Below are 24,998 nucleotides of genomic sequence, written 5' to 3' on the forward strand. Positions count from 1 at the left end.
GCCCGCACATGCCGCGCACCTTCACGCTCTTCACCGGCCAGTGGGCCGACCTGCCCCTGGAGGAGGTCTGCCGCCTCGCCCGCGACTTCGGCTACGACGGCCTCGAACTCGCCTGCTGGGGCGACCACTTCGAAGTGGACAAGGCCCTCGCGGACCCGACGTACATCAGCTCGCGACACCAACTCCTCGACAAGTACGGCCTGAAGTGCTGGGCGATCTCCAACCATCTCGTCGGCCAGGCCGTCTGCGACGCCATCATCGACGAACGCCATCAGGCCATCCTGCCCGCCCGCATCTGGGGCGACGGCGAGGCGGAAGGCGTGCACCGGCGGGCCGCGGCCGAGATCGCCGACACCGCCCGAGCGGCGGCCGCCTTCGGCGTGGACACGGTCATCGGTTTCACCGGGTCCGCGATCTGGCACCTCGTCGCCATGTTCCCGCCCGCCCCCCAGCCGATGATCGAGCGCGGATACGACGACTTCGCCGAGCGCTGGAACCCGATCCTCGACGTCTTCGACACCGAGGGCGTGCGCTTCGCACATGAGGTTCACCCCAGCGAGATCGCCTACGACTACTGGACCACCCACCGCGCCCTGGAGGCCGTCGGCCACCGTCCCGCCTTCGGCCTCAACTTCGACCCCTCGCACTTCGTGTGGCAGGACCTCGACCCGGTCGGGTTCCTGTGGGACTTCCGCGACCGCATCTACCACGTCGACTGCAAGGAGGCCCGCAAGCGCCTCGACGGCAGAAACGGGCGCCTCGGCTCCCACCTGCCCTGGGGCGACCCCCGACGGGGCTGGGACTTCGTGTCCGCCGGACACGGTGACGTCCCCTGGGAGGACGTCTTCCGGATGCTGGGCTCCATCGACTACCGGGGCCCGATCTCCGTGGAGTGGGAGGACGCCGGCATGGACCGGCTGCAGGGCGCTCCCGAGGCGCTGCGACGCCTCAAGACGTTTGACTTCGAGGCGCCGTCGGCCTCCTTCGACGCGGCTTTCGGCAACTGAACTCCTTCGCTCTCGCCACCACGCGGATCGCGCTCGACCGCCTCGGAACCGGACGCCCGGTTCACGTACTACGACCCGGCTCGATAACGCCCGCGCGCCCGGCCTCACACAGTCCGGACCCACCGCAATCCCGGAACGGTCCCGTCGAGCCGCTCATGGATCGGCTCGGCACGGCGACCACCTCGTGACCACCGACGTGAAGTCCCTCCAGACCGACAACGCCCCCCGGCATCAAGGAGTTTCAGACATGAGCCGCATCTCCCGGACCGATCCCGAACTCACCCAGCGTCTCACCAGACGAGGCATGCTCGGCGTGGCGGCGGGCGCCACCGCCGCCGCACTGCTGGCCACCGTCCCGTCCCCCGCAGCGGCGGCGACCGACACCCCGGCCGGCGTCTCGGGCCGCGGCCGTCCGCTCCTGCCGCCCGGCCGGCTCGGCATCCAGCTCTACAGCCTGCGCGACAAGGTCTCCACGCTGGGCTTCGCGCCCGTCTTCGCCGAGCTGGAGAAGTACGGCTACGACGAAGTCGAGTTCGCCGGCTACACGCAGGGGTCGGCGGGCCCGATCACCCTGGCCCAACTCAGGCGGCTGGCAAGGAACCACGGCCTGAACCCGATCGGCAGCCACGTGGGCTACTACGCCGACGACCCGACCGCGTACACCTTCGCCGACAACCTCACCAAGGTCCTCGACGACGCCGAGGCCCTCGGTCTCAAACACATCGGCACCGCCTCGGGACCGGGCCGCTACGGCTCGACCGTCGACGCGTGGAAGCGCGCCGCCGAGGAGTTCAACGTGTTCGGCGCGGCGGCCAGGAAGCGAGGCATGAAGTTCTACCAGCACAACCACTCCGACGAGTTCGGCTTCGCGACCGACCGGCCCGACGTGCGCCTCTACGACGTACTGCTCGCCGAGACCGACCCCGGCCTCGTGTACCTGGAGATGGACATCTTCTGGGCCTACGCGGGCCGGTTCCGCTTCTCGAAGCGGCCGGACGGAACGCCCGCCCCGTTCGAGCCCCTGGACTATGTGCTGAAGCAGCCCCACCGCTACCCGCTCTTCCACGTGAAGGACGGCGTGAGCGACCCGACGAACCAGTTCGGCTACCGCATGGTCGACGTGGGTGACGGCGACATCGACTACCAACGGTTCATCTCCGCCGTGACCCGACTGCGCGGCGAACGCCTCGCCCACCACTGGCAGGCCGAGTACGACAGCCCGCCCGACTCGCTCAGCTTCGCCCGCCGCTCCAGCGCCTACCTGCACTCGCTGCGCGAAAAGTGCCGATAGGCCCGACAGAGCGGTCACCTGCTCAACCGGCGGCCAGGCGTACCGAAGCGGCTTCTGACCTGCACCCCTCTTGACTTGATGCTCGGTCAACAGCCGTTTGATGGAAGTCCGAAGCGGCGGGACATACGCATGCGCTCCGCATCCGTCAAGGGAGAGAATCCTCCCCCTCACAGAACGCATTCGCGGTGCAATGCTGTGCGGCGTCCCTCTGCGGCAGCCGTACTCCGCTCCGGAAAGAGAACGCCACCGTATGTCACCCGTGACCGACAACCGGTCCGGCAAGCTGCCCTTCGTCGCCTGGGTACTCGCCGCCGGGACCTTTCTGATGGGCACCACCGAATTCGTTGTCGCGGGCCTGCTGCCCGAGATCGCGGACGATCTGGGCGGCAGCGTGTCCCACGCGGGCCTGCTGATCACGGCATTCGCAGTAGGCATGATCGTCGGCGCACCGGCGATGGCGATCGCGACGCTGCGCCTGCCGAGGCGGTCCACGCTGGTCCTCGCGCTCGTCGTCTTCGCCCTCGGCCATGTGGTCGCCGCGCTCAGCTCGTCCTTCGCGGTCGTGCTCACGGCCCGTGTCGTCACCGCGCCGGCCACGGGCGCCTTCTGGTGTGTCGCCGCGGTAGTGGCGACGACCGCGGCCGGCCCGGCCGCGACGTCACGAGCCCCGGGCCTGCTGATGGGTGGCCTGACCGTGGCCAACGTCGCGGGAGTGCCGCTGGGCGCGTGGCTGGGGCAGGCGTCGGACTGGCGAGGACCGTTCTGGGTACTGGCCGCCCTGTCAGCCTGCGCCGCGGCGGTCATCGGCCGGTACATCCCCGACGAGGAACGGGGCGAAGTACGCTCCGTCCGGGCCGAGTTCACCGCCCTGCGCCAGGGCCCGGGTCTGGCTGGCGCTGAGTGCCATCGCATTGCTCCTGGGCGGGTTCCTAGCCACCTACACCTACATCTCGCCGCTGCTCACCGAACGGGCCGGGATCGCCACTGCGGCCGTGGCCCTGGTCCTGACCGGCTACGGTCTGGGCGCCCTGCTGGGCACCACGCTCGGTGGGCGCCTGGGCGACCGCCGGCCACTCGCGACCCTCATCACGGCCGCCGCCGCCAGCACACTGGTCCTGCTCTTGTTGGTGTTCTTCTCCACGAGCCCCGTGGCGACCGTTGTTCTGGTGACGGTCATGGGGGTGACCGGTTTCGCCGCGACCCCGGTGCTCGGCGCGCTGGTCATGCGCTTCGCCGGTTCCGCTCCCACTCTCGCCGGCGCACTGAGCAGTTCGTCGTCCAACGTGGGCATCGCCATCGGCTCCTGGGCGGCGGGCCTCGCTCTGACCTCGTCACTGCGGCAGGCCGGGCCGTCGGCCGACCCCTCCTGGAACAGGCCGCCACCGGCCACCCCATTTCGCGCAAGGTCTGGGTCGACGGCGGCTACCGCCAGCACCTCGTCGAGTAGGCAACCGCCCTCGGCATCGACCTCGAAATCGTCCAACGCGCCCCAGGGGCCGGGGGATTCACCCCGATCCCGAAACACTGGACGGTCGAGCGAACCTTCGGCCGGCTCATGCACCGTCGCCGCCTCGCCCGCGACTACAAGACCCACCCGCACCGCTCCGAAGCCATGATCCGCCTCGCGATGATCCACGTCATCAGCAGACGCCTCACCCGCGAATCCACCCCGAACTGGCGCGACACCTGACTTCGAACCAAACGCCATCGCCAGGACAAAACGCTCTTGAACTTCTTCAACTTCTTTGTGATGACCGCGAACCCGGGACCGTCCGAGGACCGGACGCGGGGTTCTGCCTCATCGGTATGGCTTCGGTACGGTCAAGGTCCGGGCCGGCGCCGACCCCGGCCCGGACCTTCACCGGTGTCGGGCAGCACACCGTGGCGGGGTCCAGGCCGCGTGTGCGCTGCCGACCCGCCCGCGGCTATTTTGGGGGGCGCCGACGGGCGGTGACCGGCCCGAAGGGGTGGAGATGGGCCGGCCGATGTCCGCGCGGCGGACCGAAGAGGCGGACGCGCGAACTCCAGGAATCTAGCGCGTGGTAGCCGCCGCGCACGATCCACTGAGCGCGGCTGTTGTCCGCACAGCGCGGGGCGATGGTGTGGGCCGTGGTCACCCGGAACGCAGTGTCTGCGAGGGCAACTCGCCGAAGCGCGCTCGGTAGCGGGACGCGAAGCGGCCCAGGTGGTCGAAGCTCCAGCGATGGGCGACCTCGCTCACGTTCACTTCGCCCGGTGTGCCGCGGCGCAGCTCGTCGTGGGCGCGGGTGAGGCGGACGTCGGTGAGGTAGGCCAGCGGGGTCATGCCGACGTACTGCTGGAAGGCTTCCTGGAGTCGCCGCACGCTCACCCCGGCGAGCACGGCCAACTCTCCTACCGTGAACGGGTGTTGCGGCATGCTGTGCATGGCCTCGACAGCACGCTTGACGGGGCCCGGGCGCAGCGCGGGTTTTGGTCGGTCGAGCTCGTCGCGGTAGCGGTGGCCGGTGGCGAGGAGGAGCCCGGTCAGCAGGGCCTCCTGGAGCGGGCGGGCGACCATCGGCCGGGTGAGCAGCCCGCCGGCCCGCATCTCGTCGAACACCGCGCGGATCATCCGGACCCAGCTGAGGCCCGCGCCGTGCGCGACGTCGAGTTCGGGCCTGAGGACGACGGGGGTGCGCAGCGGTCGGCCGAGAAGGCGTTCGAGTTGATCGTTGAGGGCCTTGGGGTCGATCTTCACGGCCAGCATGGAGCAGTCGGTGCTCACTCGATCCAGGGCCGTGTCGCCGTGCGGCTGGAAGACGGCGGCGTTCGTGGTCGTCGCCACCGCATTGGTGTGCGTTCCTTGACGCCAGGCCAGGTGGCCGCCCAGGGGGATGTCCACGTGGTAAGAGCCGAGTTCCCCGAACCGTATGCGCACCTCCGCGCCGAAAGCCAGACGTCCGAGTGTGAGCGGACCGAATGCGGCGATGTCGTACCGGGCCGTGAACTCGGCGCTGCCGTCGGGCACGTCGATGAAGTTGGCGTAGAAGCGTTCTTGGAGGGCCTGCCGAGCCTCGTCCACATCCGTCGTCCGGAACTTCAGCACATCCTGGCCCTGGTTGGGCGCGTGGTGCATACCGCAACCTCCTGTGCCTGTGGACCGTATGAGGGACGGTGCACATCAGCGTCACCCATTGCCTGCCACCGTGCCTCTATTTTCCATCTCGCGGTGGATCTGGCCGGAACGAGACGTCGCCTCAGCCTGATCTTGTCGGAGTACTCCGTCGGCCGATGACAGACCGCTGAAACGCTCGATGTTCACGGCGATGTCTGTGAGCACATGCTGAAGGTGGGCCTTCGGCTGTCCCCGGTAGCGGCAGCGGCGCATGCCACGTCCATGATTCACATCGCCATGACCGACCTCTCAGAAGTGCTCCACAACATGCCGGTTCCGAGAGGGCGGGCTTTTGCGAGCGGCGACGGCGACCTGCGGGAACGCGGGCGCTTTCGGGGCTCTCGCGGAACTCTCACAGCTGTTCACTTGTGAGAGTCGCGGAACGTGACCGGCCTACCGCCGGACAGCGGTCGGCGCCGCTTCGGTCGTGGGGGCGTCACGCAGGCCGAGCCGCAGGTGCTCGACGTGGAAGAGGGCCTGTTCCAGAAGCTCGGCGACGTGGTTGTCGTAGAGGGCGTAGACGATGGAACGGCCCCGGCGTTCTCCGGTGACGAGCCCGAGATTGCGCAGCAGGCGGAGCTGGTGGGAGCAGGCGGAGGCCTCCATGCCCACGGCCTCGGCAAGGTCGCCGACCGCGCAGGGGCCTTCCTGGAGGCGGGCCAGGATGTACAGCCGCGAAGGGGTCGCCAGGGCCTGAAGGGTGGCGGCGACGTCAGTGGCCCCCGCCGCATCCAGGCGCTCGCGAGGGGTGGCGTGGTGCTTGTCGTCCGCTCCGTGGCCCATGCCGCCCATCCTACTGGTCACGTATGAAGACCTGTTCAGATGTTCCTGTACGGTGGATGTGTCGCCGTCTTCCACCCGCGAAGGGTTGTTTTGTCATGTCTGCTGACCTGATCCAGCGGTCCGATCGGGCAGCTCCTGCCGCTCCGCGTACGGCGTCGAAGCGGCGTACGCGGGTGTTCGCTCTGGCCGAGGCTCGCTGGGCGGCCGCCGCGCTGGTGCTGTTCCTGATCGCCCTGCCGATCCAGCTGACCGGCGCACCCGCCTGGTCGTGGGGCCCTCTCTACGCCGCCGCCTACGTCACCGGTGGGTGGGAACCGGCCTGGGCCGGGCTGACGGCGCTGCGTGAGAAGACCCTGGATGTGGACCTGTTGATGATCGTGGCCGCGATCGGCGCGGCTTCGATCGGGCAGGTGATGGACGGCGCGCTGCTGATCGTCATCTTCGCCACCTCCGGCGCCCTGGAGGCTCTGGCCACCACCCGTACACGGGATGCGGTGCGTGGTCTGCTCGACCTCGCACCGACCGTCGCCACCCGGCTTGCCTACGACGGGAGCGAGTCGACGGTTCCGACCGAGGACCTGGTGGTCGGGGACACCATCCTGGTCCGCCCCGGCGAGCGGGTCGGCGCGGACGGCCGTGTCCTCACCGGGGCCGGCGAGGTGGACCAGGCCACCATCACCGGGGAGCCGCTGCCGGTCGCGAAGGAGGCCGGGGACGAGGTCTTCGCCGGCACTCTCAACGGCACCGGGGCCCTGCGGGTGAAGGTCGAGCGGGACGCCTCCGACTCGGTGATCGCCCGGATCGTGGCCATGGTCGAGGAAGCTTCCGAGACCAAGGCGCCCACCCAGCTGTTCATCGAGAAGGTCGAACAGCGGTACAGCCTGGGCATGGTCTTCGCGACCCTGGCGGTCTTCCTGGTCCCCCTCGCGTTCGGCGCGGGCCTGACCGGCGCGCTGCTGCGGGCGATGACCTTCATGATCGTGGCCTCGCCGTGCGCGGTGGTCCTGGCGACGATGCCGCCGCTGCTGTCGGCGATCGCCAACGCCGGACGCCACGGCGTCCTGGTGAAGTCCGCCGTGGTGATGGAGCGTCTCGGGCAGATCGACGCGGTCGCCCTGGACAAGACGGGCACCCTGACCGAGGGCACCCCCCGCGTCACCGACATCCGCCCCCTGGACGGCTCCGGGCTGAGTGAGGACGCCCTGCTGGCGCTGGCGGCCGCCGCCGAGCACCCCAGCGAACACCCCCTGGCCCGCGCCGTCGTCGACGCCGCCCGCACCCGCGACCTGGCCATCGTCGGCATGCGGGACTTCACCTCCACGCCCGGCGTCGGTGTCACCGCCACCGTCGAGGGCCAGGCGGTTGCGGTCGGCGCACCCGCCCGCCTCCTCGACGGAGACGACGACACCGGCTCGGCCCGCGCCGCCGAGGTGGCGGCCGACCTGGAGGACGGCGGCCGCACGGCTGTCCTGGTCCTGCGCGACAGCGTCCCCGTCGGGGTGCTCGGCGTCGCCGACCGGCTGCGTCCCGACGCCGCCGCGACCGTCGCCGCCCTGACCACGCTGACCGGCAGCACCCCGATGCTGGTGACGGGCGACAACCCACGCGCCGCCGCCCGCCTGGCCGCCGAGGTCGGCATCACCGGCGACGAGGTCCACGCCGGCCTCCTGCCCCAGGACAAGGTCGAAGTCGTACGGCGCCTGGAGGCCGGCGGACGCAAGGTGCTGGTCATCGGCGACGGCGTCAACGACGCCCCCGCCCTGGCCGCCGCCCACACCGGCATCGGCATGGGCCGCGCCGGCTCCGACCTCGCCCTGGAGACCGCCGACGCCGTCATCGTCCGTGATCAACTCGCCACCGTCCCCAAGGTCATCGCCCTCTCGCGGGCGGCCCGCCGCCTGGTGGTGCAGAACCTGGTCATCGCCGCGGTGTTCATCTCCGGCCTGGTCGTCTGGGACCTGGTGGGCCACCTGCCGCTGCCGCTCGGTGTTCTCGGCCACGAGGGCTCAACCGTCGTCGTCGGCCTCAACGGGCTGCGTCTGCTGCGTGACGCAGCCTGGAACCGCGCAGCACAGGACATGCGGTGAGCCGCCGCACCAAGAAGACCGCCCCCGCGCCGGGGGCAGCCCGGCCCACCGTCACCGTCTGTCGCGGCTGCTGCTGCGGCACCCCGGCCAAGGTCCCGCGGCTGGACCACGAAGCCCAGCTCACCGACCTGCGCGCCCAACTGGCCGGAGTCGCGACGGTCCGGCGAACCGACTGCCTCGACGCGTGCGAGCGCGCCAACGTCATCGTCATCCAGCCCTCCGCCGAAGGCCGCGAGGCCGGCGGACGCCCGGTCTGGCTCGGGCAGGTCAACGACCCCGGCGCCGCTGCCGACATCACTGTCTGGATCAAGAACGGCGGGCCCGGCCTCGCCGAGGCGCCCGACATCCTCGACCTCTACACGTTCAGCCCGTCCCGACGTGTTCGCCACGAACTCGAAGACTGACCGGCCCCGGACGGGGTGCCGGCGCATCGGGCCACACGATCGCTCCTCTTCGTCGTCGAGTTCGACCGCGTCCGGGTCGCGCGGCGTCCGCAGACTGCTGGACGACCAAGATCAAGCCCTTGGCGCCAACGGCTGTACCGCTGGTCCCCATGGCCGGTAAGGGTGTCTCGTCGCTCGGCGGCAGACCGCCTGGGGTATCAGGGTCCCCGGGCAGGGCTCTGACGGGCTCCTACGGCTTCTTCGTCCTCGGCTGTGTCGGCGGAGGCGCGGTGCTCGCGCGTACGACGAGTCGGGGTTCGACGGAGTCGATCAGTCCCGCGATCGACTCGCCGCCCTCGATCTGCCGCAGCAGTACGGCGACGCAGGCGCGGCCCATCTCCTCGAAGTCCTGGTGCACGGTGGTGAGTGGTGGCTGGAGGTAGGCGGCCTCGGCGATGTCGTCGAAGCCGACGACGCTCACGTCGTCCGGCACGGTGCGACCGGCTTCGGTCAGGGCCCGGATCAGGCCGATCGCCATGTGGTCGTTGCCGGCGAAGACGGCGGTGATGTCGTCCCGGGCGGCGAGTTCACGGCCGATGGCGTAGCCGGACTCGGCGCTCCAGTCGCCGTGGCTGACCGGCGGGACGGGGGCTCCGGCTTCCTTCAGCGTCGTGTGCCAGGCAGTGACCCGGTGGCGGGCGGAGTAGGAGTCCTGCGGGCCCGCGAGGTGCCGGACCGTGGTGTGTCCCAGGGAGAGCAGGTGCTCGGTGGCGGCGCGGGCCCACGACGAGCCTCCCGGCGTCCCGATCGTGATGGCCGACGGGAACCCCGGCCGGCGCCTCCCCGCGGTCGACGTCGAAGTCGTCCGCGACTACGTCTCACCGGCTTTGTATCCGAGGGCGGAAGCCGTTTCGACGTGACTGTGGGAGGCACCTCCTGACCGGGTTTGCGATGTCGGCTCGTTTTGACGTCACACAAGGACTTGCGGTGGGGTGTGCTGTGCTGCCGCAGGGGGCTCGACCGCCCGTCGCGGAGTATCGCCGCTGCCGCGTCAGGCCGGCTGGGTGAGCTCGGCGCGGCCGAACAGCAGGGCGTAGCCGGACGGGAGTTGGGCGAGGATGCGGCTGAGGAGCTCCTTGCCGGCGAGCTGGGCCACGATGTGAAAGACGGTGCCGGTGTCCCAGCGGGTGGTGGCCACCGTGCCGCCGGTACGGGAGGCCAGGTCCCTGACGAAGTCCCAGCCGGTGAGGGGTTCGGTGGCGGGGATCTCGGATGTGAAGGTGACGGCGGCCTCGTGCGGCAGCCTGGCCGCGAGCTCCACGCGTTCATCGCCCGTGACCTGGCGCCCGAGGGCGGACAGTACGGCGCGCACGGTCTCCTCGGCCTGTGCGCGGGTGGGGTACGCGCCTTCGTACCGCACCCTTTCCAGCATCTGCTCGAACGTCATGCCCACGGTGGACGGGCACGGCTCCTGCTGGGTAATCATCGCTGACGTGGTTGCCTTTCTCGTCTGCACCGGTGGCCGGGGGTCGCCCGCCGGCCACCGGTGTCGTTCCGTCAGGGAAAGCGAAGTCGCTGCCTGTGGGTCATCCGCGCTGAGGGTGGCCGAACAGCAAGTCGTAGCCGGACGGGAGCTGGAGCAGGATGCGGCGGGTGAGCTCTTCGCCCGCGGCGTCCGCGGCCACGCTGAGCACAGCGCTCACGTCCCAGGCCGCGGTCTGTTCCGTGGCTCCCTCGATCCATGCCGCGGTGGCCCGTACGAAGCGCTCGGGGGAGAGCGGCTCGTACGCCTGGAGCGGATTGAGCAGGATGAGTGCCAGTTCCTCCGGCAGGCGGGCGGCCAGTTCCGCCCGTACCTCGCCCACCAAGTGCGCGCCCAGCAGCGCCAGCACCGTGCGGGCCGCTCGCGCGGCTTCCTCGGTGGTCTCGTACTTGCCGCGTTCCTTGACCTGGTCCAGGAACGCCTCCCATCGCATAGCCATAGCTACTCCCTTGCGTGCGGCGACAAGCGGAGGACGGGGGACGGGGGACGGGGGACGGGGGACGGGGGACGGGGGACGGCCGCAGGGAAGGCCGTCTCCCCGTCTCCGGCGCGGCTGACAGGGGGAACTCAGCCGCTGATCTCCTTGCGCGCGGAGCCGCCACCGATGGCGATCTTGCGGGGCTTGGCGCGCTCGGCGATCGGGATACGCAGGGTCAGCACACCCGCGTCGTAGTCCGCCTCGATGTGGTCGGCGTCCAGGGTGTCGGCCAGCACGACCTGGCGCGAGAAGACGCCCAGAGGCCGCTCGGAGAGCTCCATCTGCACGTCGTCCGCCTTGCTGACGGGCCGCCGCTCGGCCTTCACGGTCAGCATGTTCCGCTCGACGTCGATGTCGATCGCGTCCGTGGAGACACCGGGCAGGTCGAGGGCGATCACGTACTCCTCGCCCTCTCGGTAGGCGTCCATCGGCATCGCCGTCGGCTGCGACCACGTGCCGGTCGTGTTCAGGAGCTGCTGGGTGAGCCGGTCAAGCTCACGGAACGGGTCGGTGCGCATCAACATCGTGAAACACCTCCAGTGTTCAGGTCAGGCACTTTGCCGCCAATGCGGTCACCTGCCATCGTTGTAACATGTCATCCAAGTGATGACAAGTAGAGCGTCGTCGAGATGACGACACCACGATTGGAGACTCCATGACCATGGACGATGAGCCCACCCCCCGCGCCCGCGGTCTCACCCCCACGTCCTTCCTCGCCGCCGCAGCGCTGAACACGATCCACGAGGCCCTGCACGCCGCCCGGGCATCGCGGGACACAGAACACCCCGAGCCCGGCCAGGTCGGCTCGGAGCAGGCACTTGCCGCGCTGCTGCTGCTGCGCGAAGTGCGCGATCAGCTCGCCGAGTGGGAACCGGGCCTGATCGAAGAGGCCCGGGAGGCGGGCGCCAGCTGGGCCGACCTCGCCCGCCCCCTCGGCGTCTCCAGCCGCCAGGCCGCCGAACGCCGCTACCTGCGCGTACGCCCCGGAAACCCGGGGTCCACGGGCGAGCAGCGGGTACGGGCCACCCGCGACCGCCGCGCCGCCGATCGCAGCGTCACCACCTGGGCCCGCACCAACGCGGCGGACCTGCGCCAGCTCGCCGGCCAGATCACCGCGCTCACCGACCTGCCCGCCGCCGCGCGCACCCCTCTCGTCGAGCTCACCGCCGCCCTCGCCGACAACGACGCGGTCGCCCTCGTCGGCCCCCTGACGGTTACGCACGCGTATCTGGCGTCCGACCACCCCGACCTCGCGGCGCGCGTGGACGGCGTCGCCCGCCACACCGACCTGCTCCGCGAGCACAGCGGCGACCAGCGCCGGAACCGAGCGTGATCTCCGCGACTTCGGACCTTCCCGCGCGATCCGCAGCAAACCCCGCGCATCGGGCTCGGCCCTCCCGTAGCGGGGGCCTCGGAGACCACTTGGGCCTCAAGCCCGACCGGTGACAGGCAGACCACCTTGATCCGCGTCCCGCCTGTAACCGCCGGGGCGTTACTCGCCCTGGCAGTCGGGTAGATGCTCACCCAGACGCTGCGCACCCTCGAGCACGACGGGCTGGTCCTGCGGACGGTGTACCCGGAGGTGCCGACCCGGGTGGAGTACGAGTTGACCCCGCTCGGCCAGACGCTGCGAGGTCCCCTCAGGGCGCTCACTGAGTGGTCGGGGGGCACATCGAGGAAGTCCTCGCCGCCCGTGAGGAGTACGACGGCCGCACCGCGAGACGTTAGTACCGCAACGGTCTTTGTCGTGATGAATGGAAACGGCCGGCGGCCGACACTCACCGCGCGGCATCCATACCCGGGGCAAGGTGCCGCCGACGAGCCATGTGAGCGGGCCAGGCCGACGGGCCCTCACATCAATCGCGGGTGACGTCGTCAGAAGGTCCAGGCGGCCTGGATCGCCGCAGCTTCGCCTTCCGCCTGCCGCTTACCGATCTGGAAAGCCTGGACGGCGAGGTCCGCGGCGTCGTCGCTGATCCGGTACGGGTCGGGCAGCATTTCGGCGATCAGGTCGTCGCACAGGCCGTCGAGCCGCCGTACAGGAGATCATCCGTGTTGCCTACGGCGACGCCACCGCGCGGGTCTTCCTCCTCTCGGCCGGGGCTGCCCTCCTCGCGGTGATCGCCGCGATCCGGCTGAAGCCGGTCGGCCTGCGCAGCAGCCTCGACCTGAACGAGAAGAGCGGCGGAGCGGCGACGGTAGCCGCGGAGGCGGGGTGACGGGCGGAACCAGACGGCGATGTTCCGCGGGAGACCCTCTCAACCCGTCTACCTGGGTAAACTGTCGGGAACGCCAAGTGCCTTGAGGGGGAGCCGGGATGCCGCCGCACAGTCCTTCCGCGGCCGGGGTTCCGGACGAGGGCGACGAGCGGAGTGTGCCGCCCGTCCGGCAGGCGCTGTCGGAGAGTGTGTACGAGCGCATCAAGGCGATGGTCATGGACCACGAGATCGCCCCCGGCGCCCGCGTCGGCATCGAAGCCCTCGCCCGCACCCTCAAGGTGTCGCCGACTCCCGTCCGGGAGGCACTCGCCCGGCTGGAGTCCGACGGCCTGGTGGTGAAGCGGGCGCTCTCCGGATACCGGGCCACGCAGCTGCTCACCCGGCAGGGTCTCGACGAACTCTTCGAAATGCGGCTGCTGTTGGAGCCCAGGGCAGCCGCGCTGGCCGCCGTGCACGCCACCGAGACACAGCTCGACGGCATCGAGCGGATCGTCGAGGAGATGCAGGCCCACCCGAGCCCGAACGAACGGTACGCGTCGTACCGCGACTTCGCCGCCCTCGACCAGCGCTTCCACGAGGCGATCGGACAGGCCGCGCACCGACCGCTGCTGGCGGACGCGGTGGAACGACTCCACGCGCACCTGCACATCTTCAGGCTCAGCAAGGTGGTTGGCGCCTGGGGACCGACCGTCGCCGAGCACGAGCGGATCGTCCGCGCGGTGCTGCGCCGCAACCCCGAGCGGGCGGCCGAGGCGATGACCGAGCACCTCACGCGCAGCCTGGAACGGCAGATCGAGGACGGCGGCGACGAGCCGGCTACTCCATGAGGAACACCTGCTCCGCCGTCGCCCACCACGCGCCGGGCGCCGCCTCCGCAACCGGTGTCTGACAGGGCGCGGTGAGGCGCCACCACTCCCGGGTCGCCTCGTCTGCGGCCATCAGTGCCAGGTCCCCCGCCAGATCGTCGCCGTGGTACTCGAAGTAGGCGAACAGCCGGTCGCCGAGCAGATGGTTCGAGTAGTTGGCGATGCGGCAGCGTCGGAGCCGGTTCAGGACCGGCTCCGGCACCCCGCGGTGCAACTCCCGGTACTCGTCGAGCTTTTCCGGAAGTACGGCGATGACCTGGGCCACGCGCTTCATGAGCGCACCGCGTCGCGGTCGTGGATCAGGCGGATGACCCGGCCGCTCATGCGGTCGTAGTCGCGGTCGTTGTCGATCTCGCCGCGGATGCGGTGGTCGGTCATGACGACGATGCGGTCGGCGAGCGTGACCATCTCCGCGAGGTCGCTGCTGATGAGGAGGATGGGCAGACCGTCGCGCGCCAGGTCCCAGATCAGTTCGTGGAAGGCGCGCTTGGTGCGCACGTCGACGCCCACCGTCGGCTCGTCGATGACCAGCAACCGGGTATCCGCGGCAAGCCACTTGGCGAGGCTGACCTTCTGCTGGTTCCCGCCCGAGAGTTCACCCGCGTTCTGCCCGAGCCCCGAGACGCGGATGCCGAGCCGGTCGACGAGATCCTGCGCGACGTCCCGTTCCTCGCGCGCCGAGACGAAGCCGAGGGCCTTGGCGAGTCTCCTCCACACCGTCACCGTGATGTTGCGGACGATGGGCTGCTCCAGGAAGACGCCCTCCTCCTTGCGGTTCTCGGTGACGTAGCCGATGCCGAATTCGTGCAGGGCCTGGCGCGGCGAGGTGATCCGGACCGGACTGCCGTGCACGCGGACCTCGCCGCCCGTGATGCGGTCCAGGCCGAGCACCGCCTTCACCAGTTCGCTGCGCCCGGCGCCGACCAGTCCGTACAGGCCGACGATCTCGCCCGGCCGGACCTCCAGGCTGATGTCACGGTGGCCGCCGGCTGTGGAGACCTTGTCCAGTACGAGAGTTGGGGTGGAGGTGCGGTCGACCGTACGCGGGCGCATCTCCGTCGCCGCGTGGGCTCGGCCCACCATGAGGCCGACGATGTCGTCGTGGGTGTGGTCCGACAGGGGCGAGGACTCCAGGACCGACTTGCCGTCGCGCAGCACGGTGACGGTGTCGCAGACCGCGAAGACCTCCTCCAGCTTGTGACTGACGAAGACGACGCAGGCGCCGCGGTCGGCCAGTCGCCGGATCACCTCGAAGAGGCGTTCCGTCTCCTGCGGGGAGAGGGACGCGGTCGGCTCGTCCAGCAGCAGCACCCGGCTCTCGGTGTACAGGGCCTTGGCTATCTCCACCAACTGCTGTTGTGCGACGGAGAGTTCACGCACCGGCCGCTCCGGGTCGAGGTCGACGCCGAGTTCCGCGAGGCAGGCCAGGGCCGGTGCGGTCATGGCCTCGCGGTCGACCAGGCCGCGGTGGGAGGGCGGGTTCTGCAGGGTGATGTTCTCCGCCACCGAGAAGCCCGGGATCAGGTTGCGTTCCTGGTGGACGACACCGATGCCGGTACGGGTCGCCTCCAACGGCGAGCGCAGCTGGATCTGTTGGCCGTTCCAGGTGAGTTCGCCGCCGTCGGGGGAGTGCACGCCGGTGAGGACCTTGATGAGGGTCGACTTGCCGGCGCCGTTCTCGCCGAGGAGCGCGTGCACGGTGCCGGCCGTCAGCCGTAGCCCCACGCCGTCCAGCGCCCGGACGCCGGGGAAGACCTTGACCAGGTCGTGGCATTCGAGAAGAACCGTGCCGCTCACTGGGCACCTCCGGTCTGGGGCAGGACGGCGCCGTCGGTCGTCGCGGACTTCTCCAGGCGCGTCTGGTGCAGTCGGCCACCGGCGACCGTACCGAGCACGACCAGGCCGATGAGGAGGTTCACCCAGCTCGGGTCCAGCGAGAACTGGGCTCGCGCGGCGTCGATCAGCCGGGTCACGAAGGCCGCAAGGACCGTGCCGAGTACGGCGATTGAACCGCCGGTGAGGGCCACGCCCCCGATGATCGGCGCGGCGAAGCTCGGCAGCAGCCAGTCGCCGCCGACGCTGCGGTTGACGCCGGGCAGCGAGGCCGTGGAGGTCACGGCGGCCACACCGATCAGCAGCCCCGACAGAGTATGCGCGGCCACGATCTGCCGGTCGGTGGAGATACCGGACAGCCGGGCCGCGAGGGGGTTGCCACCCGCGGCGAGGAGCCGCCGGCCCGCGACCGTGCGGTACATGAAGGCGGCCAGCAGCGCCGCCGCGACGAGCGCGGTGACGAAGACCAGGGGGATGTCCAGCGGCGCCGCCGTGCCGAAGTCACGCAGCGTACGGGAGTAGCCGTCGACGGTACGGGTGCCGGTGAGCCGGTACTGCGCGCCCAGGAGGATCGTCATCGTGGCGAGGGTGACGATGAACCCGTTGATCTGGGTGGCCACGATGGCGACGCCGGTCGCCAGGCCGATGGCCGTCGCCGTCAACAGGCCCACGATCACGGCGACTCCGGCGGGCACCCCGTGGTCGGCCATGAGGACGCCCATCAGGCAGGCGGTGAAACCGCCCAAGGCGCCTACGGCGAGGTTGAGTTGACCCACGCACAGCGCCACCATCTGGGCCAGCCCGATGAGAATCGGAGTGGCCAGGTACTGGAGGAAGACCCGCACCGAGGGGCCCTCGAAGAAGGAGCCGGACGAGGCCACTCCCAGCGCCAGGTATCCCGCCACGACCACGCACAGCAGCATCGCCGCCGTGGAACGGGAGAACCGGCGCAGCGTCTCGCCGCCGCCCCAACTCCCTTGACCGCGCAACGCGTTCAAGCGGTTCATGTCGAGCGCACCACCTTGCGATAGGACACGACCGTGCGGATCCGGTCGGCCGACAGGGCCAGCAGGAGGACACAGCCGAGATAGATGTTCAGGCTCTCCAGGCCGACGCCGAGCAGGTCGAGCCCCTTGCGGATCACACCGACCAGCGCGGTGCCGAGCAGCGTGCCCAGCACGGACACCACCCCGCCGGTGAGGAGGGTGCCGCCGAGCACCGCGCCCAGGAAGGAGGGCAGCATGAAGTCGTCGCCGATGGAGGCGCGGAAGGTTCCGGTGCCGGCCGCCGCCATGAACCCGGCGAGTGCCGCGAGCAGCCCCGAGAGTGTGTGCGCGAGCAGGACCCGGCGCCCGGTGGGAATGCCGGACAGCTCCGCGGCGGCCGGATTGGCGCCGGTGAGCAGCAGTTCCCGGCCGATGCGCGTGCAGCCGTAGAGGAAACCGAGGGCGAGCATCGCGAGGACGGTGAACTGGGCGATCTGCGGGACGGCGGGGGAGCCGCAGATGGGGCCCGCGCAGATGTCGGCGAGGGAGTAGGAGCGCAGGGCGTCGATGCCGGAGGGGTGGGTGGTGAAGGCGGCGTCGTCGGTGAGGGACGAGTACATGAGGGACACCAGGCCCAGGAGGGCGAAGTCCATGGCCAGGGTGACGACGAAGGAGCTCACTCCGGTACGGGCGATGAGCCAGCCGGTGACCGCGCCGATGGCGGCACCGGCGGCGAGGCACAGGAGCAGCCCGACCTGCACGGGGAGGCCGAGACGGTCGTAGCCGAGGCCCGCGAACATGGCGCCGAAGGCTGCCATGCGGCCGACCGCGAGGTTCATGTGGCCGACGGACAGGGCGACCATCTGCGCGAGCGCGACCACGGTGAGGGTGGCGACATCGCGCAGGAGCGGGAAGAGCACCAACTGCTGGCCCAGGAAAGCCGGTCGGAGCACGCCGAACAGGACGCTGAGCGCGATGACGAGGACCAGCAGGCCGAGCCGCTGGTTGACCCAGAACGGCATGCGGTGAGGTGCGGTCCTCTCCTCCGGGACGGTGTCCGGCGGGCTGACGGAGGTCGTCATGCCACCCTCCGGTCGTCCAGCGCGTCCCGGTCCCAGTCGATGCCGATGCCCGGTACGTCCGGGGCCACGGCCATGCCGTCGCGGATGGTCAGTTCGGTGCGGGTGACGGCGCGCAACTGCGGTATGTACTCGACGTATTGGCCGTTGGGTACGGCGGCGGCGAGGCTGACGTGCAGTTCCATCAGGAAGTGCGGGCAGACCATGACGTTGTGACTCTCCGCCAGGTGCGCGACCTTCAGCCACGGCGTGATGCCACCGATCCGCGCGGCGTCGACCTGCACGACGGAGGCGGCACCGGCCTCCAGATAGCTGCGGAACTGCATCAGCGAGTACATGGACTCACCCACGGCGACCGGGATCCGGGTCGCGCCCGCGAGCCGCGCGTGCCCGCTGATGTCGTCCGCGGGCAGCGGCTCCTCCAGCCAGTACGGGTCGTACGGCTCCAGTGCGGCGGCGAGCCGCAGGACGGAGGACGCCGTCTGGGACTGGTTGGCGTCGGTCATGACGTGCAGTGAGGGGCCGACGGCCTCGCGGACCGCGCGCAGGCGTTCCGCGTCCTCGGCGGGGTGCGGCCGGCCCACCTTGATCTTGACGCCCGCCCACCCCGACTCCTGTGCGCGCAGGGCGCCTTTCACCAGTTCCTCGGCGCTCAGATGGAGCCAGCCGCCCTCGGTGTCGTAGACCGGCACCTCCTGGCGGTGTCCGCCGGCCAGCCGCCACAGCGGTTCGCCCGCACGCTGGCACCGCACGTCCCAGAGGGCGGTGTCCACGGCGGCGAGGGCGAGCGAGGTGATGGCGCCGGTGGTGGTCGCCCGGGTCAGTGCGAACAGCCGCTGCCACAACGCCTCGACGTTGCGGGCGTCCTGTCCGACGAGCACGGGCAGCAAGTGGTCGCGCAGCAGGGCGAGTACGGAGGTGCCGCCGGTGCCGATCGTGTAGGAGTAGCCGGTTCCCGCGAGGCCGTCCGCCGTCTCCAGGTCGACCAGGACCGTTTCCTGTTTCACGAAGGACTGCACCGCGTCGGTACGGTCCTGCTCGACGGCGATGTCGGCCAGCCTGGCGGTCGCGGCCGTGATGATGCTGCTCATTCGGCAATTCCGGTTTCTGTCGTGGGAGTTGGCCATCAGCGGTGCTTGGCCGTCAGCGGTGGTCGGCCGTCAGCCGCAGGAGAGGATCTTGTCCGCGAACCGCTTCTTCAGTTCGGCGGTCTTCGCCTGCCGCGCCGTGTCGTAGCCGGCGACGTTCGCCTTGGTGACGACGAACGAACCCGAGTCCACCTCCACCCCGGGAGAGCGCACCGTGCACTGCTTCGTCTGGAGCAGCGCCAGCGCCCAGATCCCGATCTCGGCCTGGCCGACCGGGTTCTGCACGACGGTGGCCGTGACCGTGCCCTGCCTGATGCCGCTGAGGATCTTGGCGTCGTCGTCGATGGCGATGACCTTCGCCTTCGAGCCGGATGTCCTGACGACGTCGGCCGCGGCGACGGCCGGGTTGTAGGCGGTGGCGACGATGCCGGTGATCTGGTCGCCCTTGGCCGCCATCAGGTCGGACACCGCCTTCTGCGCGGTCTGCAGGTCCGTGTCGATGTCGGTGATGGTCTGCAGGAGCTTCACCTTGCCGCCCGTCTCCTTCACGGCCTGGGCGACGCCCTTGATCCTCAACTGGGTATTGGCGTCAACGTTGTTGCCGGTCAGATGGACCAGGGTGCCGTGGCCGCCCATGGCCGCGATCGCCGCCTTCGCGGCTTTGTAGGCGGCGAGTTGGACGTCCGTGGAGAGACAGAAGTCGGCCTCGTCCTTGTCACCCGCGGGGCACGAACCCAGCGAAGCCACCGGGAAACCCTGCGACTTGAGGTCCGCGAACGTCGAGTTGATGTCCGTGGGGGAGACGCCGAACACCCCGAACGCGTTGTAGCCGCGCGCCGCGAGCGTGGACAGCAGGTTGTTCTGCTTCTGCTGGTCCCACTCCGCCGTCTCGTCGAAGGCGACGGCTCCGAGGCCGTACGTCTTCTTCGCGGCGGCACCCGCTGTCTTCCAGGGCTGGAAGTACGGGTGGGCGCCGCCGGGCACGAGGGCGACCTTGGTCCCGGAGGCGTCCCCGAGTTCGGCGCCGCCGCCGGTCCGGGCGGCCGGCGCGGCCTGACCGCCGGACTGCGCACCAGAGTTCTTGTAGGTGCAGGCCGCCGTCCCCGTTGCCAGCAGCACGACTGCGACAACTCCGGGCAGGACAGATCTGGTTGGGAAGCGCATGACCCACCCCTGCGGATTCAGATAGGAATCAGATAGGAAATCGATGCGGCGATCGTGGGGGAGGAAGCCGGGCGCGTCAAGGCTTGCGGCACGAACCGGTCTGGTGGATGAGGGTTTTGGGGGTCCGGCGGCTCCCGCTCCCGCCTCTCACCCGGCCCGGCTGCGCGCTAAATCGTATAGGAAATGCCTTCGTGTCGGCCTGGCCGTAAAGGTACAGATCATTCCCGCAACTCGAAGATCGCGTGCCCGGCAGCCCTCTAGGATGGCTGGCTTCAGCGTTCGCAGGCGGCAAGTCGCAGACGTACAAGTCGCGGGCGTGCAAGGGCAGTTCACCGCAGGGAGATTGCGCATGGATTCCGATGAGGTCTTAACCACGCCGTTGGACGGGCTGTCGGGCGGCCCCGTGGTGCCGCGGCTGGTACTGGGCGCGCGGTTGCGTGAACTGCGGGGAGAGCGGCACATCTCCCGCCAGGCCGCCGGTGAGGCGATCCGCGCCTCCCGCTCCAAGATCAGCCGCCTGGAGGCAGGCCGCCACCGCTTCAAACCCCGTGACGTGGCCGACCTGCTCACGCTCTACGGCGTCACCGACGAGGCCGAGCGAGCCACCCTGCTGGCCGTCGCCGAGGAGGCCAACTCCCCTGCCTGGTGGCAGCACTTCAACGACGTGGTGCCCACGTGGACGCGGGCCTACCTCGGGGCCGAACAGGCGGCGAGTCTGGTCCGCTGCTTCGAGGTCCAGCGCGTTCCCCACCTGCTGCAGACCCCGGACTACGCCCGCGCCTCCCTCCGGCTCGCCCACGCGGGTGCGGGCGGGGCGGAACTCGACCGGCGGGTCAAGCTACGGATGACACGGCAGCGGATTCTGCGCCGGCGACCGGCGGCACAGCTCTGGGCGGTGATCGACGAGGCGGCGCTGCGTCGCCCGGTGGGCGGTATCGGCACGATGCGCGCCCAGTTGAGGCATCTCATCGAGATCTGCCGGCTCCCGCAGGTCACCGTCCAGGTGATGCCGTTCCTCGCGGGCGGGCACGCGGCGGAGGCCGGGCCGGTGACCATCCTGCGACTGCCCGGGGGCCGACTGCCCGACATGGTCTACCTGGAGCAGAGGGTCACCGCGTTGTATCCCGACCGGCCGACCGAGATCGAGTGCTACTGGGACGTCATGAACCGGCTCGTGGTGGAGGCGGAACCGCCGGAGGAGACTCCGACGATCCTGCATCGCATCCTTCAGGAGACCTGAACCGGCCGGTCCTCCAGGGGACTTGATCCGGGAGGACGTGGGCCGACGGGGGGCGGGGTTGAGACGGGGGGCGGGGCTCGGCGCTTGAGGTGGCGTGGGTCAGCGCTTGAGGGCGACACCGCCGTACTGGTGCACCTCCGCCGGCAGGCCCCAGGCGCTGTCGTCGGGACGCCAGCGCGAGCAGGAGGCCACGCCCGGTTCGAGCAGTTCCAGCCCCTCGAAGAAGCCCGCGATCTGCTCGGGGCTGCGCAGGATGTACGGGATCGAACCGCCCTCGTTGTACTGGCGGATGGCGTCGACGTAGGCCTCGCTGGTGTCGGTGCTGTCGTAGTGCACGAGGTAGCTGCCGGAGGGCAGGGCGTCCACCAGTCGCCGTACGATCGAGCGCGCCTCGTCGTAGTCCTCGATGTGGCCCAGGATGCCCATCAGCATGAGGGCGACGGGCTTGTCGAAGTCGAGCGTCTTGCCGGCCTCCCGCACGATGGTGACCGGGTCGCGCAGGTCGGCGTCGACATAGTTGGTGACGCCTTCCGGGGAGCTGGTGAGCAGCGCGCGGGCGTGGGCCAGCACCAGCGGGTCGTTGTCGACGTAGACGATGCGGCACTCGGGGACCACCCGCTGGGCTATCTCGTGGGTGTTGTCCACGCTGGGCAGTCCGGTGCCGATGTCCAGGAACTGCCGGATGCCCTCCTCGGCGGCCAGATGACGGACGGCGCGGGCGAGGAAGTACCGGGCGGCACGTGCTCCGGTCTCTATCCCGGGGAAGATCTCGCGGAACGCGTCACCGGCGACACGGTCCACTTCGTAGTTGTCCTTGCCGCCCAGCCAGTAGTTCCAGATCCGGGCCGACTGGGGCACGGTGGTGTCGAACCTGGCGAGCGCATCCTGCTCGGAGTTGTCTGCCGCTTCGGTCATGGACGCTCCTGTGCGTACGCGGTGAGAACCACGGACCGTCGAAGATCGGCCGTGGACACCCACGTTATTCCCCCGTGGCGCGACTCGTGCGCCTCGTCGGCCCCAACCGCACGTACCGGCCCGCTCGTTGGCTTGTTCGGTGCGCCCGGTGACGCGGAATCAGCCCTCTGCGGCGTGCCGGGTGAGGAATCCGATGAGGGCAGCGACGGCGGCGAGTACGGCCACGCTGGTGAGGGCGGCGGGGAGGGAGTACCAGTCCGCCATGAAACCGATGGCGGGCGGTCCCAGGAGCATGCCGCCGTAGCCGAGGGTGGAGGCGATGGCGACTCCGTCGGGGCCGGCGAGGGTGCCGGCGCGTTCGACGGCGACGGGGAAGAGGTTGGCGAGGCCGAGCCCGGTGATCACGAAGCCGAGGACGGCGGCCCACAGGGTGGGCGCGAGGGCGCCGAGCAGCATGCCGAGGGCGGCGGTCGTGCCGCCGGAGACGAGGGTGCGGGTGCGGCCCAGGCGTTCGAGCAGCCGGGTGCCGGAGAGTCGGCCGGCGGTCATGGCGAGCGCGAAGCAGGAGTAGCCGCTGGCGGCGGCACCGGCGGTGGCGTCGAGGTCCTGCTCCAGGTGCAGGGCGCTCCAGTCGGCCAGGGCTCCTTCGCCGAAGGCGGTGCAGAGGGCGATCAGGCCGAAGGTGAAGACGAGGCCGCGGGTGCGGGTGTTCAGGCGACGGGGGGCGGCCTCCTGCTTCGGTTCGACACGGGAGGCCGTCTCCTGCTTCGGTTCCGTCGGTGAGTCCGGGGGTGGAGCCAGTGGGGCGGGTGATGCCGGGGGCGCCGGGGGCTGGAGGCGCAGCAGGTTGCGGCCCACGACGGCGGTGACGAACAGGCCGATCACGGTGAGGCCGAACAGGTGCTGGGTCGGGGTGAGGACCCCGGCGACGAGTCCGCCGAGCCCGGCGCCGACCATGCCGCCGAGGCTGAACGCGGCGTGGAAGCTGGGCATGATCGGCCGTCGCATGGCCCTGACCAGGTCGACTGCCGCGCTGTTGAACGCGACGTTGATCCCGCCGTAGGCGGCGCCGAAGATCAGCAGGACGAGGCCGAGGGTGAGCGGCGAGTGGGTGAGCGGCGGAAGTGAGACGCTGAGGGAGAGCAACACGGCGCAGGCGACGGTGACTTGGTGGTTGCCGTAGCGGTGGCAGAGGCGGCCGGTGAGCATCATGGTGATGACGGCGCCGGCGGAGACGCCGAGGAGTGCGAGGCCGAGGGTGCTGGCCGAGGCGCCGGTCTGTGCCTTGATGGCGGGGATGCGGACGACCCAGCCGGCGAAGATGAAGCCGTCGAGGGCGAAGAAGGCGGTGAGGGTGATGCGGAGCCGGGTGAGGTCGGTGGGGGTGCCCGGCACGACGTTGTGCGTTCGGGGTTTGTTTATTTGCGGCACAAATTCAGGTTAGGTGGGATCCGGGTGCCGGGACAAGAGCGGCGATGGGTGCGGACCGCCCTTCGTCGTGCTCGGCGGCGGAAGCCGAGGGTGGGTGGGCGGCGGCACCTGTTTCCTGGATCGTTCTCTCGGAGTGCGTCTGTGGACGTGTCGGCCCGATGCGGTTTCCTGCTCTTGTCGATGCCCTGTACGGCTCCGCTCGTCCAGCACCGTGCCTGCCCGTCCCGAGATCGCCGGGCCGTGAGGCCTCGCCCGTGGCTGCCGTACCGGAACACGCATCGCGACCACGAGGATGTTCCCCCCGCCGCCAAGGGACCGCCGGAGGGAACCGTAGACGTCAGCCGCACGGAGTGTGGCTGCTACTTCAGGCCGATCGCGGCGCAGGCCGTCGCGTACTCCGGGGTGCAGATGTCCTTGACGGTGTAGATGCCGTCCGCGATCACCGTGTCCTCGATGTTGTCCTTCGTGAGGGCGACCACCGGTACCAGCATCGTGGGGATCTTCTTCTCCGTGGGGCTGTCGACCGTGTCGCGGGTCAGGGAGTCGAACTGGATGTCGCGGCCCTGGACCTTGTACACCGCCATCTCAGCGGCGCGGGTGGCCTCTTCCGGGAACGGCTTGTACGCGGTCATGTACTGCTCGCCCGCGACGATCCGCTGCACCGCGTCCAGGTTCGCGTCCTGGCCGGTCACCGGTGGGATCTTGGTGGCGCCCGCGTCCTTCAGCGCCTCGATGACGGCGCCCGCCAGGCCGTCGTTGGCCGCGTAGACCGCGGCGATGTTGTCGAGGCCGATGGCCTTGATCGCGTTCTTCATGTTCGCCTTGGCGACCGTCGGCGACCATTTGGCGGTGTCGTACTCCTTGGCTATCCGGACCTTGTTCTCCAGTTCGCCGAGGGCGCCCTCCTTGAACTTCGCGTAGTTCGTGTCCGAAGGGTCGCCGTTCATCATGACGATCTTGCTGGATGCCGCCTTGCCGCCGAGCGCCGTGATGATGGCGCGGGCCTGGATCTCGCCGACGAGTTCGTTGTCGTGCGAGACGTACGCGGCGATCGGGCCCTGTGCGAGCCGGTCGTAGGCGATGACGGGGATGCCGGCGTCCTTCGCCTTCTGGACGTCCGGCGCGATGGCCTTGGCGTCCAGCGCGTCCACCAGGATGACGTCGACCTTCTGGTCCACCATCTGCTGGAACTGCCGGCTCTGCTTGTCCTGGCTCGCGTCGGCGTTGGCGTAGACGACCTTGCCCTTGCCGTTGGTGAGGGCGGCGACCTCCTTCTTGATGACGGGGTGGTCGAAGCTCTCGAAGCGTGCGGTGTCCTTGTCGGGCAGGAGCAGTCCCACCGTGATGTCGTCGCCCTTCTTCGGAGACGCGGAGCTGTCGCCTCCGCCGACCCCGTCGATGACGCCGCACGCGGTGAGTGCCAGCGCGGACGCGGAGGCGGTCAGGGCTGTCGCGAGACGACGCACGGG

Annotated in this window: 26 protein-coding genes and 3 pseudogenes; 11 read left to right on the forward strand and 18 right to left on the reverse strand. The window is 70.1% G+C overall.

Annotation, left to right across the window (positions count from 1 at the left end):
- The first annotated feature begins 8 nt into the window (after positions 1-8).
- The 3 genes and pseudogenes from ACFWP5_RS02490 to ACFWP5_RS02500 all read left to right on the forward strand — a co-directional run.
- Positions 9-1,007 carry a sugar phosphate isomerase/epimerase family protein gene (locus ACFWP5_RS02490; protein ID WP_384149123.1) on the forward strand — a complete coding sequence of 333 codons (999 nt, stop codon included), beginning with the start codon at positions 9-11 and terminating at the stop codon, positions 1,005-1,007.
- A 247-nt stretch (positions 1,008-1,254) separates the two neighbouring features.
- Positions 1,255-2,298 (forward strand): sugar phosphate isomerase/epimerase family protein, encoded by a 1,044-nt coding sequence (locus ACFWP5_RS02495; protein ID WP_384149125.1) that lies wholly within the window; start codon positions 1,255-1,257, stop codon positions 2,296-2,298.
- Positions 2,299-2,623: 325 nt separating this feature from the next.
- Positions 2,624-3,097: pseudogene (locus tag ACFWP5_RS02500) on the forward strand (MFS transporter); the annotation flags it as partial.
- On the opposite strand, the gene ACFWP5_RS02505 reads toward ACFWP5_RS02500, so the two are convergent.
- On the reverse strand, positions 3,080-3,205 hold the full coding sequence (locus tag ACFWP5_RS02505; protein ID WP_384149534.1) for a hypothetical protein: 126 nt from the start codon (positions 3,203-3,205) through the stop codon (positions 3,080-3,082). The pseudogene ACFWP5_RS02500 and the gene ACFWP5_RS02505 overlap by 18 nt on opposite strands.
- A gap of 4 nt (positions 3,206-3,209) precedes the next feature.
- On the opposite strand from ACFWP5_RS02505, the pseudogene ACFWP5_RS02510 reads away from it, so the two are divergent.
- Together ACFWP5_RS02510 and ACFWP5_RS02515 are read left to right on the forward strand one after the other, a co-directional pair.
- A pseudogene (locus tag ACFWP5_RS02510) lies at positions 3,210-3,566 on the forward strand (MFS transporter); the annotation flags it as partial.
- A gap of 59 nt (positions 3,567-3,625) precedes the next feature.
- Positions 3,626-3,988: pseudogene (locus tag ACFWP5_RS02515) on the forward strand (IS5/IS1182 family transposase); the annotation flags it as partial.
- A 423-nt stretch (positions 3,989-4,411) separates the two neighbouring features.
- Here the strand turns inward: ACFWP5_RS02515 and ACFWP5_RS02520 are convergent.
- The 3 genes from ACFWP5_RS02520 to ACFWP5_RS02530 form a co-directional block, all read right to left on the reverse strand.
- The gene (locus ACFWP5_RS02520) at positions 4,412-5,395 is read right to left on the reverse strand and encodes an AraC family transcriptional regulator (RefSeq protein ID WP_384149127.1); all 984 of its coding nucleotides are present in this window, start codon (positions 5,393-5,395) and stop codon (positions 4,412-4,414) included.
- 51 nt (positions 5,396-5,446) lie between these two features.
- Positions 5,447-5,665 (reverse strand): transposase, encoded by a 219-nt coding sequence (locus tag ACFWP5_RS02525; protein WP_384149129.1) that lies wholly within the window; start codon positions 5,663-5,665, stop codon positions 5,447-5,449.
- A gap of 162 nt (positions 5,666-5,827) precedes the next feature.
- Entirely contained in the window at positions 5,828-6,217 is a 390-nt protein-coding gene (locus ACFWP5_RS02530) for an ArsR/SmtB family transcription factor (protein WP_384149131.1), read from the reverse strand.
- A gap of 95 nt (positions 6,218-6,312) precedes the next feature.
- Between ACFWP5_RS02530 and ACFWP5_RS02535 the strand changes: the two genes are divergently transcribed.
- Entirely contained in the window at positions 6,313-8,304 is a 1,992-nt protein-coding gene (locus ACFWP5_RS02535) for a heavy metal translocating P-type ATPase (protein ID WP_384149133.1), read from the forward strand.
- Positions 8,301-8,708: a (2Fe-2S) ferredoxin domain-containing protein gene (locus tag ACFWP5_RS02540; protein ID WP_384149135.1), complete on the forward strand. Its 408-nt coding sequence runs from the start codon at positions 8,301-8,303 to the stop codon at positions 8,706-8,708. Before ACFWP5_RS02535 ends, ACFWP5_RS02540 begins: the two co-directional genes overlap by 4 nt.
- 229 nt (positions 8,709-8,937) lie before the next feature.
- On the opposite strand, the gene ACFWP5_RS02545 is transcribed toward ACFWP5_RS02540, so the two are convergent.
- The 4 genes from ACFWP5_RS02545 to ACFWP5_RS02560 all read right to left on the reverse strand — a co-directional run bounded on the left by ACFWP5_RS02545 (position 8,938) and on the right by ACFWP5_RS02560 (position 11,232).
- Positions 8,938-9,501, reverse strand: a complete 564-nt coding sequence (locus ACFWP5_RS02545; protein WP_384149509.1) for a substrate-binding domain-containing protein — start codon at positions 9,499-9,501, stop codon at positions 8,938-8,940.
- 237 nt (positions 9,502-9,738) lie between these two features.
- On the reverse strand, positions 9,739-10,173 hold the full coding sequence (locus ACFWP5_RS02550; RefSeq protein WP_384149137.1) for a DUF2267 domain-containing protein: 435 nt from the start codon (positions 10,171-10,173) through the stop codon (positions 9,739-9,741).
- A 100-nt stretch (positions 10,174-10,273) separates the two neighbouring features.
- Positions 10,274-10,669, reverse strand: a complete 396-nt coding sequence (locus tag ACFWP5_RS02555) for a DUF2267 domain-containing protein (protein ID WP_384149139.1) — start codon at positions 10,667-10,669, stop codon at positions 10,274-10,276.
- 128 nt (positions 10,670-10,797) lie between these two features.
- Positions 10,798-11,232 carry an Hsp20/alpha crystallin family protein gene (locus tag ACFWP5_RS02560; protein WP_384149141.1) on the reverse strand — a complete coding sequence of 145 codons (435 nt, stop codon included), beginning with the start codon at positions 11,230-11,232 and terminating at the stop codon, positions 10,798-10,800.
- 131 nt (positions 11,233-11,363) lie between these two features.
- On the opposite strand from ACFWP5_RS02560, the gene ACFWP5_RS02565 reads away from it, so the two are divergent.
- On the forward strand, positions 11,364-12,041 hold the full coding sequence (locus tag ACFWP5_RS02565; RefSeq protein WP_384149143.1) for a type III effector protein: 678 nt from the start codon (positions 11,364-11,366) through the stop codon (positions 12,039-12,041).
- 183 nt (positions 12,042-12,224) lie between these two features.
- Positions 12,225-12,578: a winged helix-turn-helix transcriptional regulator gene (locus ACFWP5_RS02570; RefSeq protein WP_384149145.1), complete on the forward strand. Its 354-nt coding sequence runs from the start codon at positions 12,225-12,227 to the stop codon at positions 12,576-12,578.
- 5 nt (positions 12,579-12,583) lie between these two features.
- Here ACFWP5_RS02570 and ACFWP5_RS02575 read toward each other — a convergent pair whose 3' ends face one another.
- A complete protein-coding gene (locus tag ACFWP5_RS02575; protein WP_384149147.1) occupies positions 12,584-12,706 on the reverse strand; it encodes a hypothetical protein in 123 nt (40 codons plus the stop codon).
- 319 nt (positions 12,707-13,025) lie between these two features.
- Here ACFWP5_RS02575 and ACFWP5_RS02580 point away from each other — a divergent pair, with 319 nt between their 5' ends.
- Positions 13,026-13,754, forward strand: coding sequence for a GntR family transcriptional regulator (locus ACFWP5_RS02580; RefSeq protein ID WP_384149149.1), 729 nt, complete (start codon positions 13,026-13,028; stop codon positions 13,752-13,754).
- Here the strand turns inward: ACFWP5_RS02580 and ACFWP5_RS02585 are convergent.
- From ACFWP5_RS02585 to ACFWP5_RS02610, 6 genes are all read right to left on the reverse strand, one after another.
- Positions 13,744-14,067 (reverse strand): L-rhamnose mutarotase, encoded by a 324-nt coding sequence (locus tag ACFWP5_RS02585; protein ID WP_384149151.1) that lies wholly within the window; start codon positions 14,065-14,067, stop codon positions 13,744-13,746. The two genes, ACFWP5_RS02580 and ACFWP5_RS02585, sit on opposite strands and share 11 nt — an antisense overlap.
- Positions 14,064-15,590, reverse strand: a complete 1,527-nt coding sequence (locus tag ACFWP5_RS02590) for a sugar ABC transporter ATP-binding protein (protein WP_384149153.1) — start codon at positions 15,588-15,590, stop codon at positions 14,064-14,066. Before ACFWP5_RS02590 ends, ACFWP5_RS02585 begins: the two co-directional genes overlap by 4 nt.
- Positions 15,587-16,633 carry an ABC transporter permease gene (locus tag ACFWP5_RS02595; protein WP_384149155.1) on the reverse strand — a complete coding sequence of 349 codons (1,047 nt, stop codon included), beginning with the start codon at positions 16,631-16,633 and terminating at the stop codon, positions 15,587-15,589. The genes ACFWP5_RS02590 and ACFWP5_RS02595 overlap by 4 nt, the downstream gene beginning before the upstream one ends.
- Positions 16,630-17,694 (reverse strand): ABC transporter permease, encoded by a 1,065-nt coding sequence (locus ACFWP5_RS02600; RefSeq protein ID WP_384149157.1) that lies wholly within the window; start codon positions 17,692-17,694, stop codon positions 16,630-16,632. The genes ACFWP5_RS02595 and ACFWP5_RS02600 overlap by 4 nt, the downstream gene beginning before the upstream one ends.
- Complete coding sequence (locus tag ACFWP5_RS02605) at positions 17,691-18,782, reverse strand: mandelate racemase/muconate lactonizing enzyme family protein (RefSeq protein WP_384149159.1); 1,092 nt, start codon at positions 18,780-18,782, stop codon at positions 17,691-17,693. Before ACFWP5_RS02605 ends, ACFWP5_RS02600 begins: the two co-directional genes overlap by 4 nt.
- Before the next feature lie 69 nt (positions 18,783-18,851).
- The gene (locus tag ACFWP5_RS02610; RefSeq protein WP_384149160.1) at positions 18,852-19,943 is read right to left on the reverse strand and encodes a sugar ABC transporter substrate-binding protein; all 1,092 of its coding nucleotides are present in this window, start codon (positions 19,941-19,943) and stop codon (positions 18,852-18,854) included.
- Between the two features lie 349 nt (positions 19,944-20,292).
- On the opposite strand from ACFWP5_RS02610, the gene ACFWP5_RS02615 reads away from it, so the two are divergent.
- On the forward strand, positions 20,293-21,183 hold the full coding sequence (locus ACFWP5_RS02615; RefSeq protein WP_384149162.1) for a helix-turn-helix domain-containing protein: 891 nt from the start codon (positions 20,293-20,295) through the stop codon (positions 21,181-21,183).
- Positions 21,184-21,282: 99 nt separating this feature from the next.
- Here ACFWP5_RS02615 and ACFWP5_RS02620 read toward each other — a convergent pair whose 3' ends face one another.
- The 3 genes from ACFWP5_RS02620 to ACFWP5_RS02630 form a co-directional block, all read right to left on the reverse strand.
- The gene (locus ACFWP5_RS02620; protein WP_384149164.1) at positions 21,283-22,098 is read right to left on the reverse strand and encodes an SAM-dependent methyltransferase; all 816 of its coding nucleotides are present in this window, start codon (positions 22,096-22,098) and stop codon (positions 21,283-21,285) included.
- 159 nt (positions 22,099-22,257) lie between these two features.
- Positions 22,258-23,493, reverse strand: coding sequence for an MFS transporter (locus tag ACFWP5_RS02625; protein ID WP_384149166.1), 1,236 nt, complete (start codon positions 23,491-23,493; stop codon positions 22,258-22,260).
- A 395-nt stretch (positions 23,494-23,888) separates the two neighbouring features.
- Positions 23,889-24,995 (reverse strand): sugar ABC transporter substrate-binding protein, encoded by a 1,107-nt coding sequence (locus ACFWP5_RS02630; RefSeq protein ID WP_384149168.1) that lies wholly within the window; start codon positions 24,993-24,995, stop codon positions 23,889-23,891.
- Positions 24,996-24,998 lie beyond the last annotated feature (3 nt).

The organism is Streptomyces sp. NPDC058469 (assembly GCF_042721125.1).
In the GTDB taxonomy this organism is placed as follows: domain Bacteria; phylum Actinomycetota; class Actinomycetes; order Streptomycetales; family Streptomycetaceae; genus Streptomyces.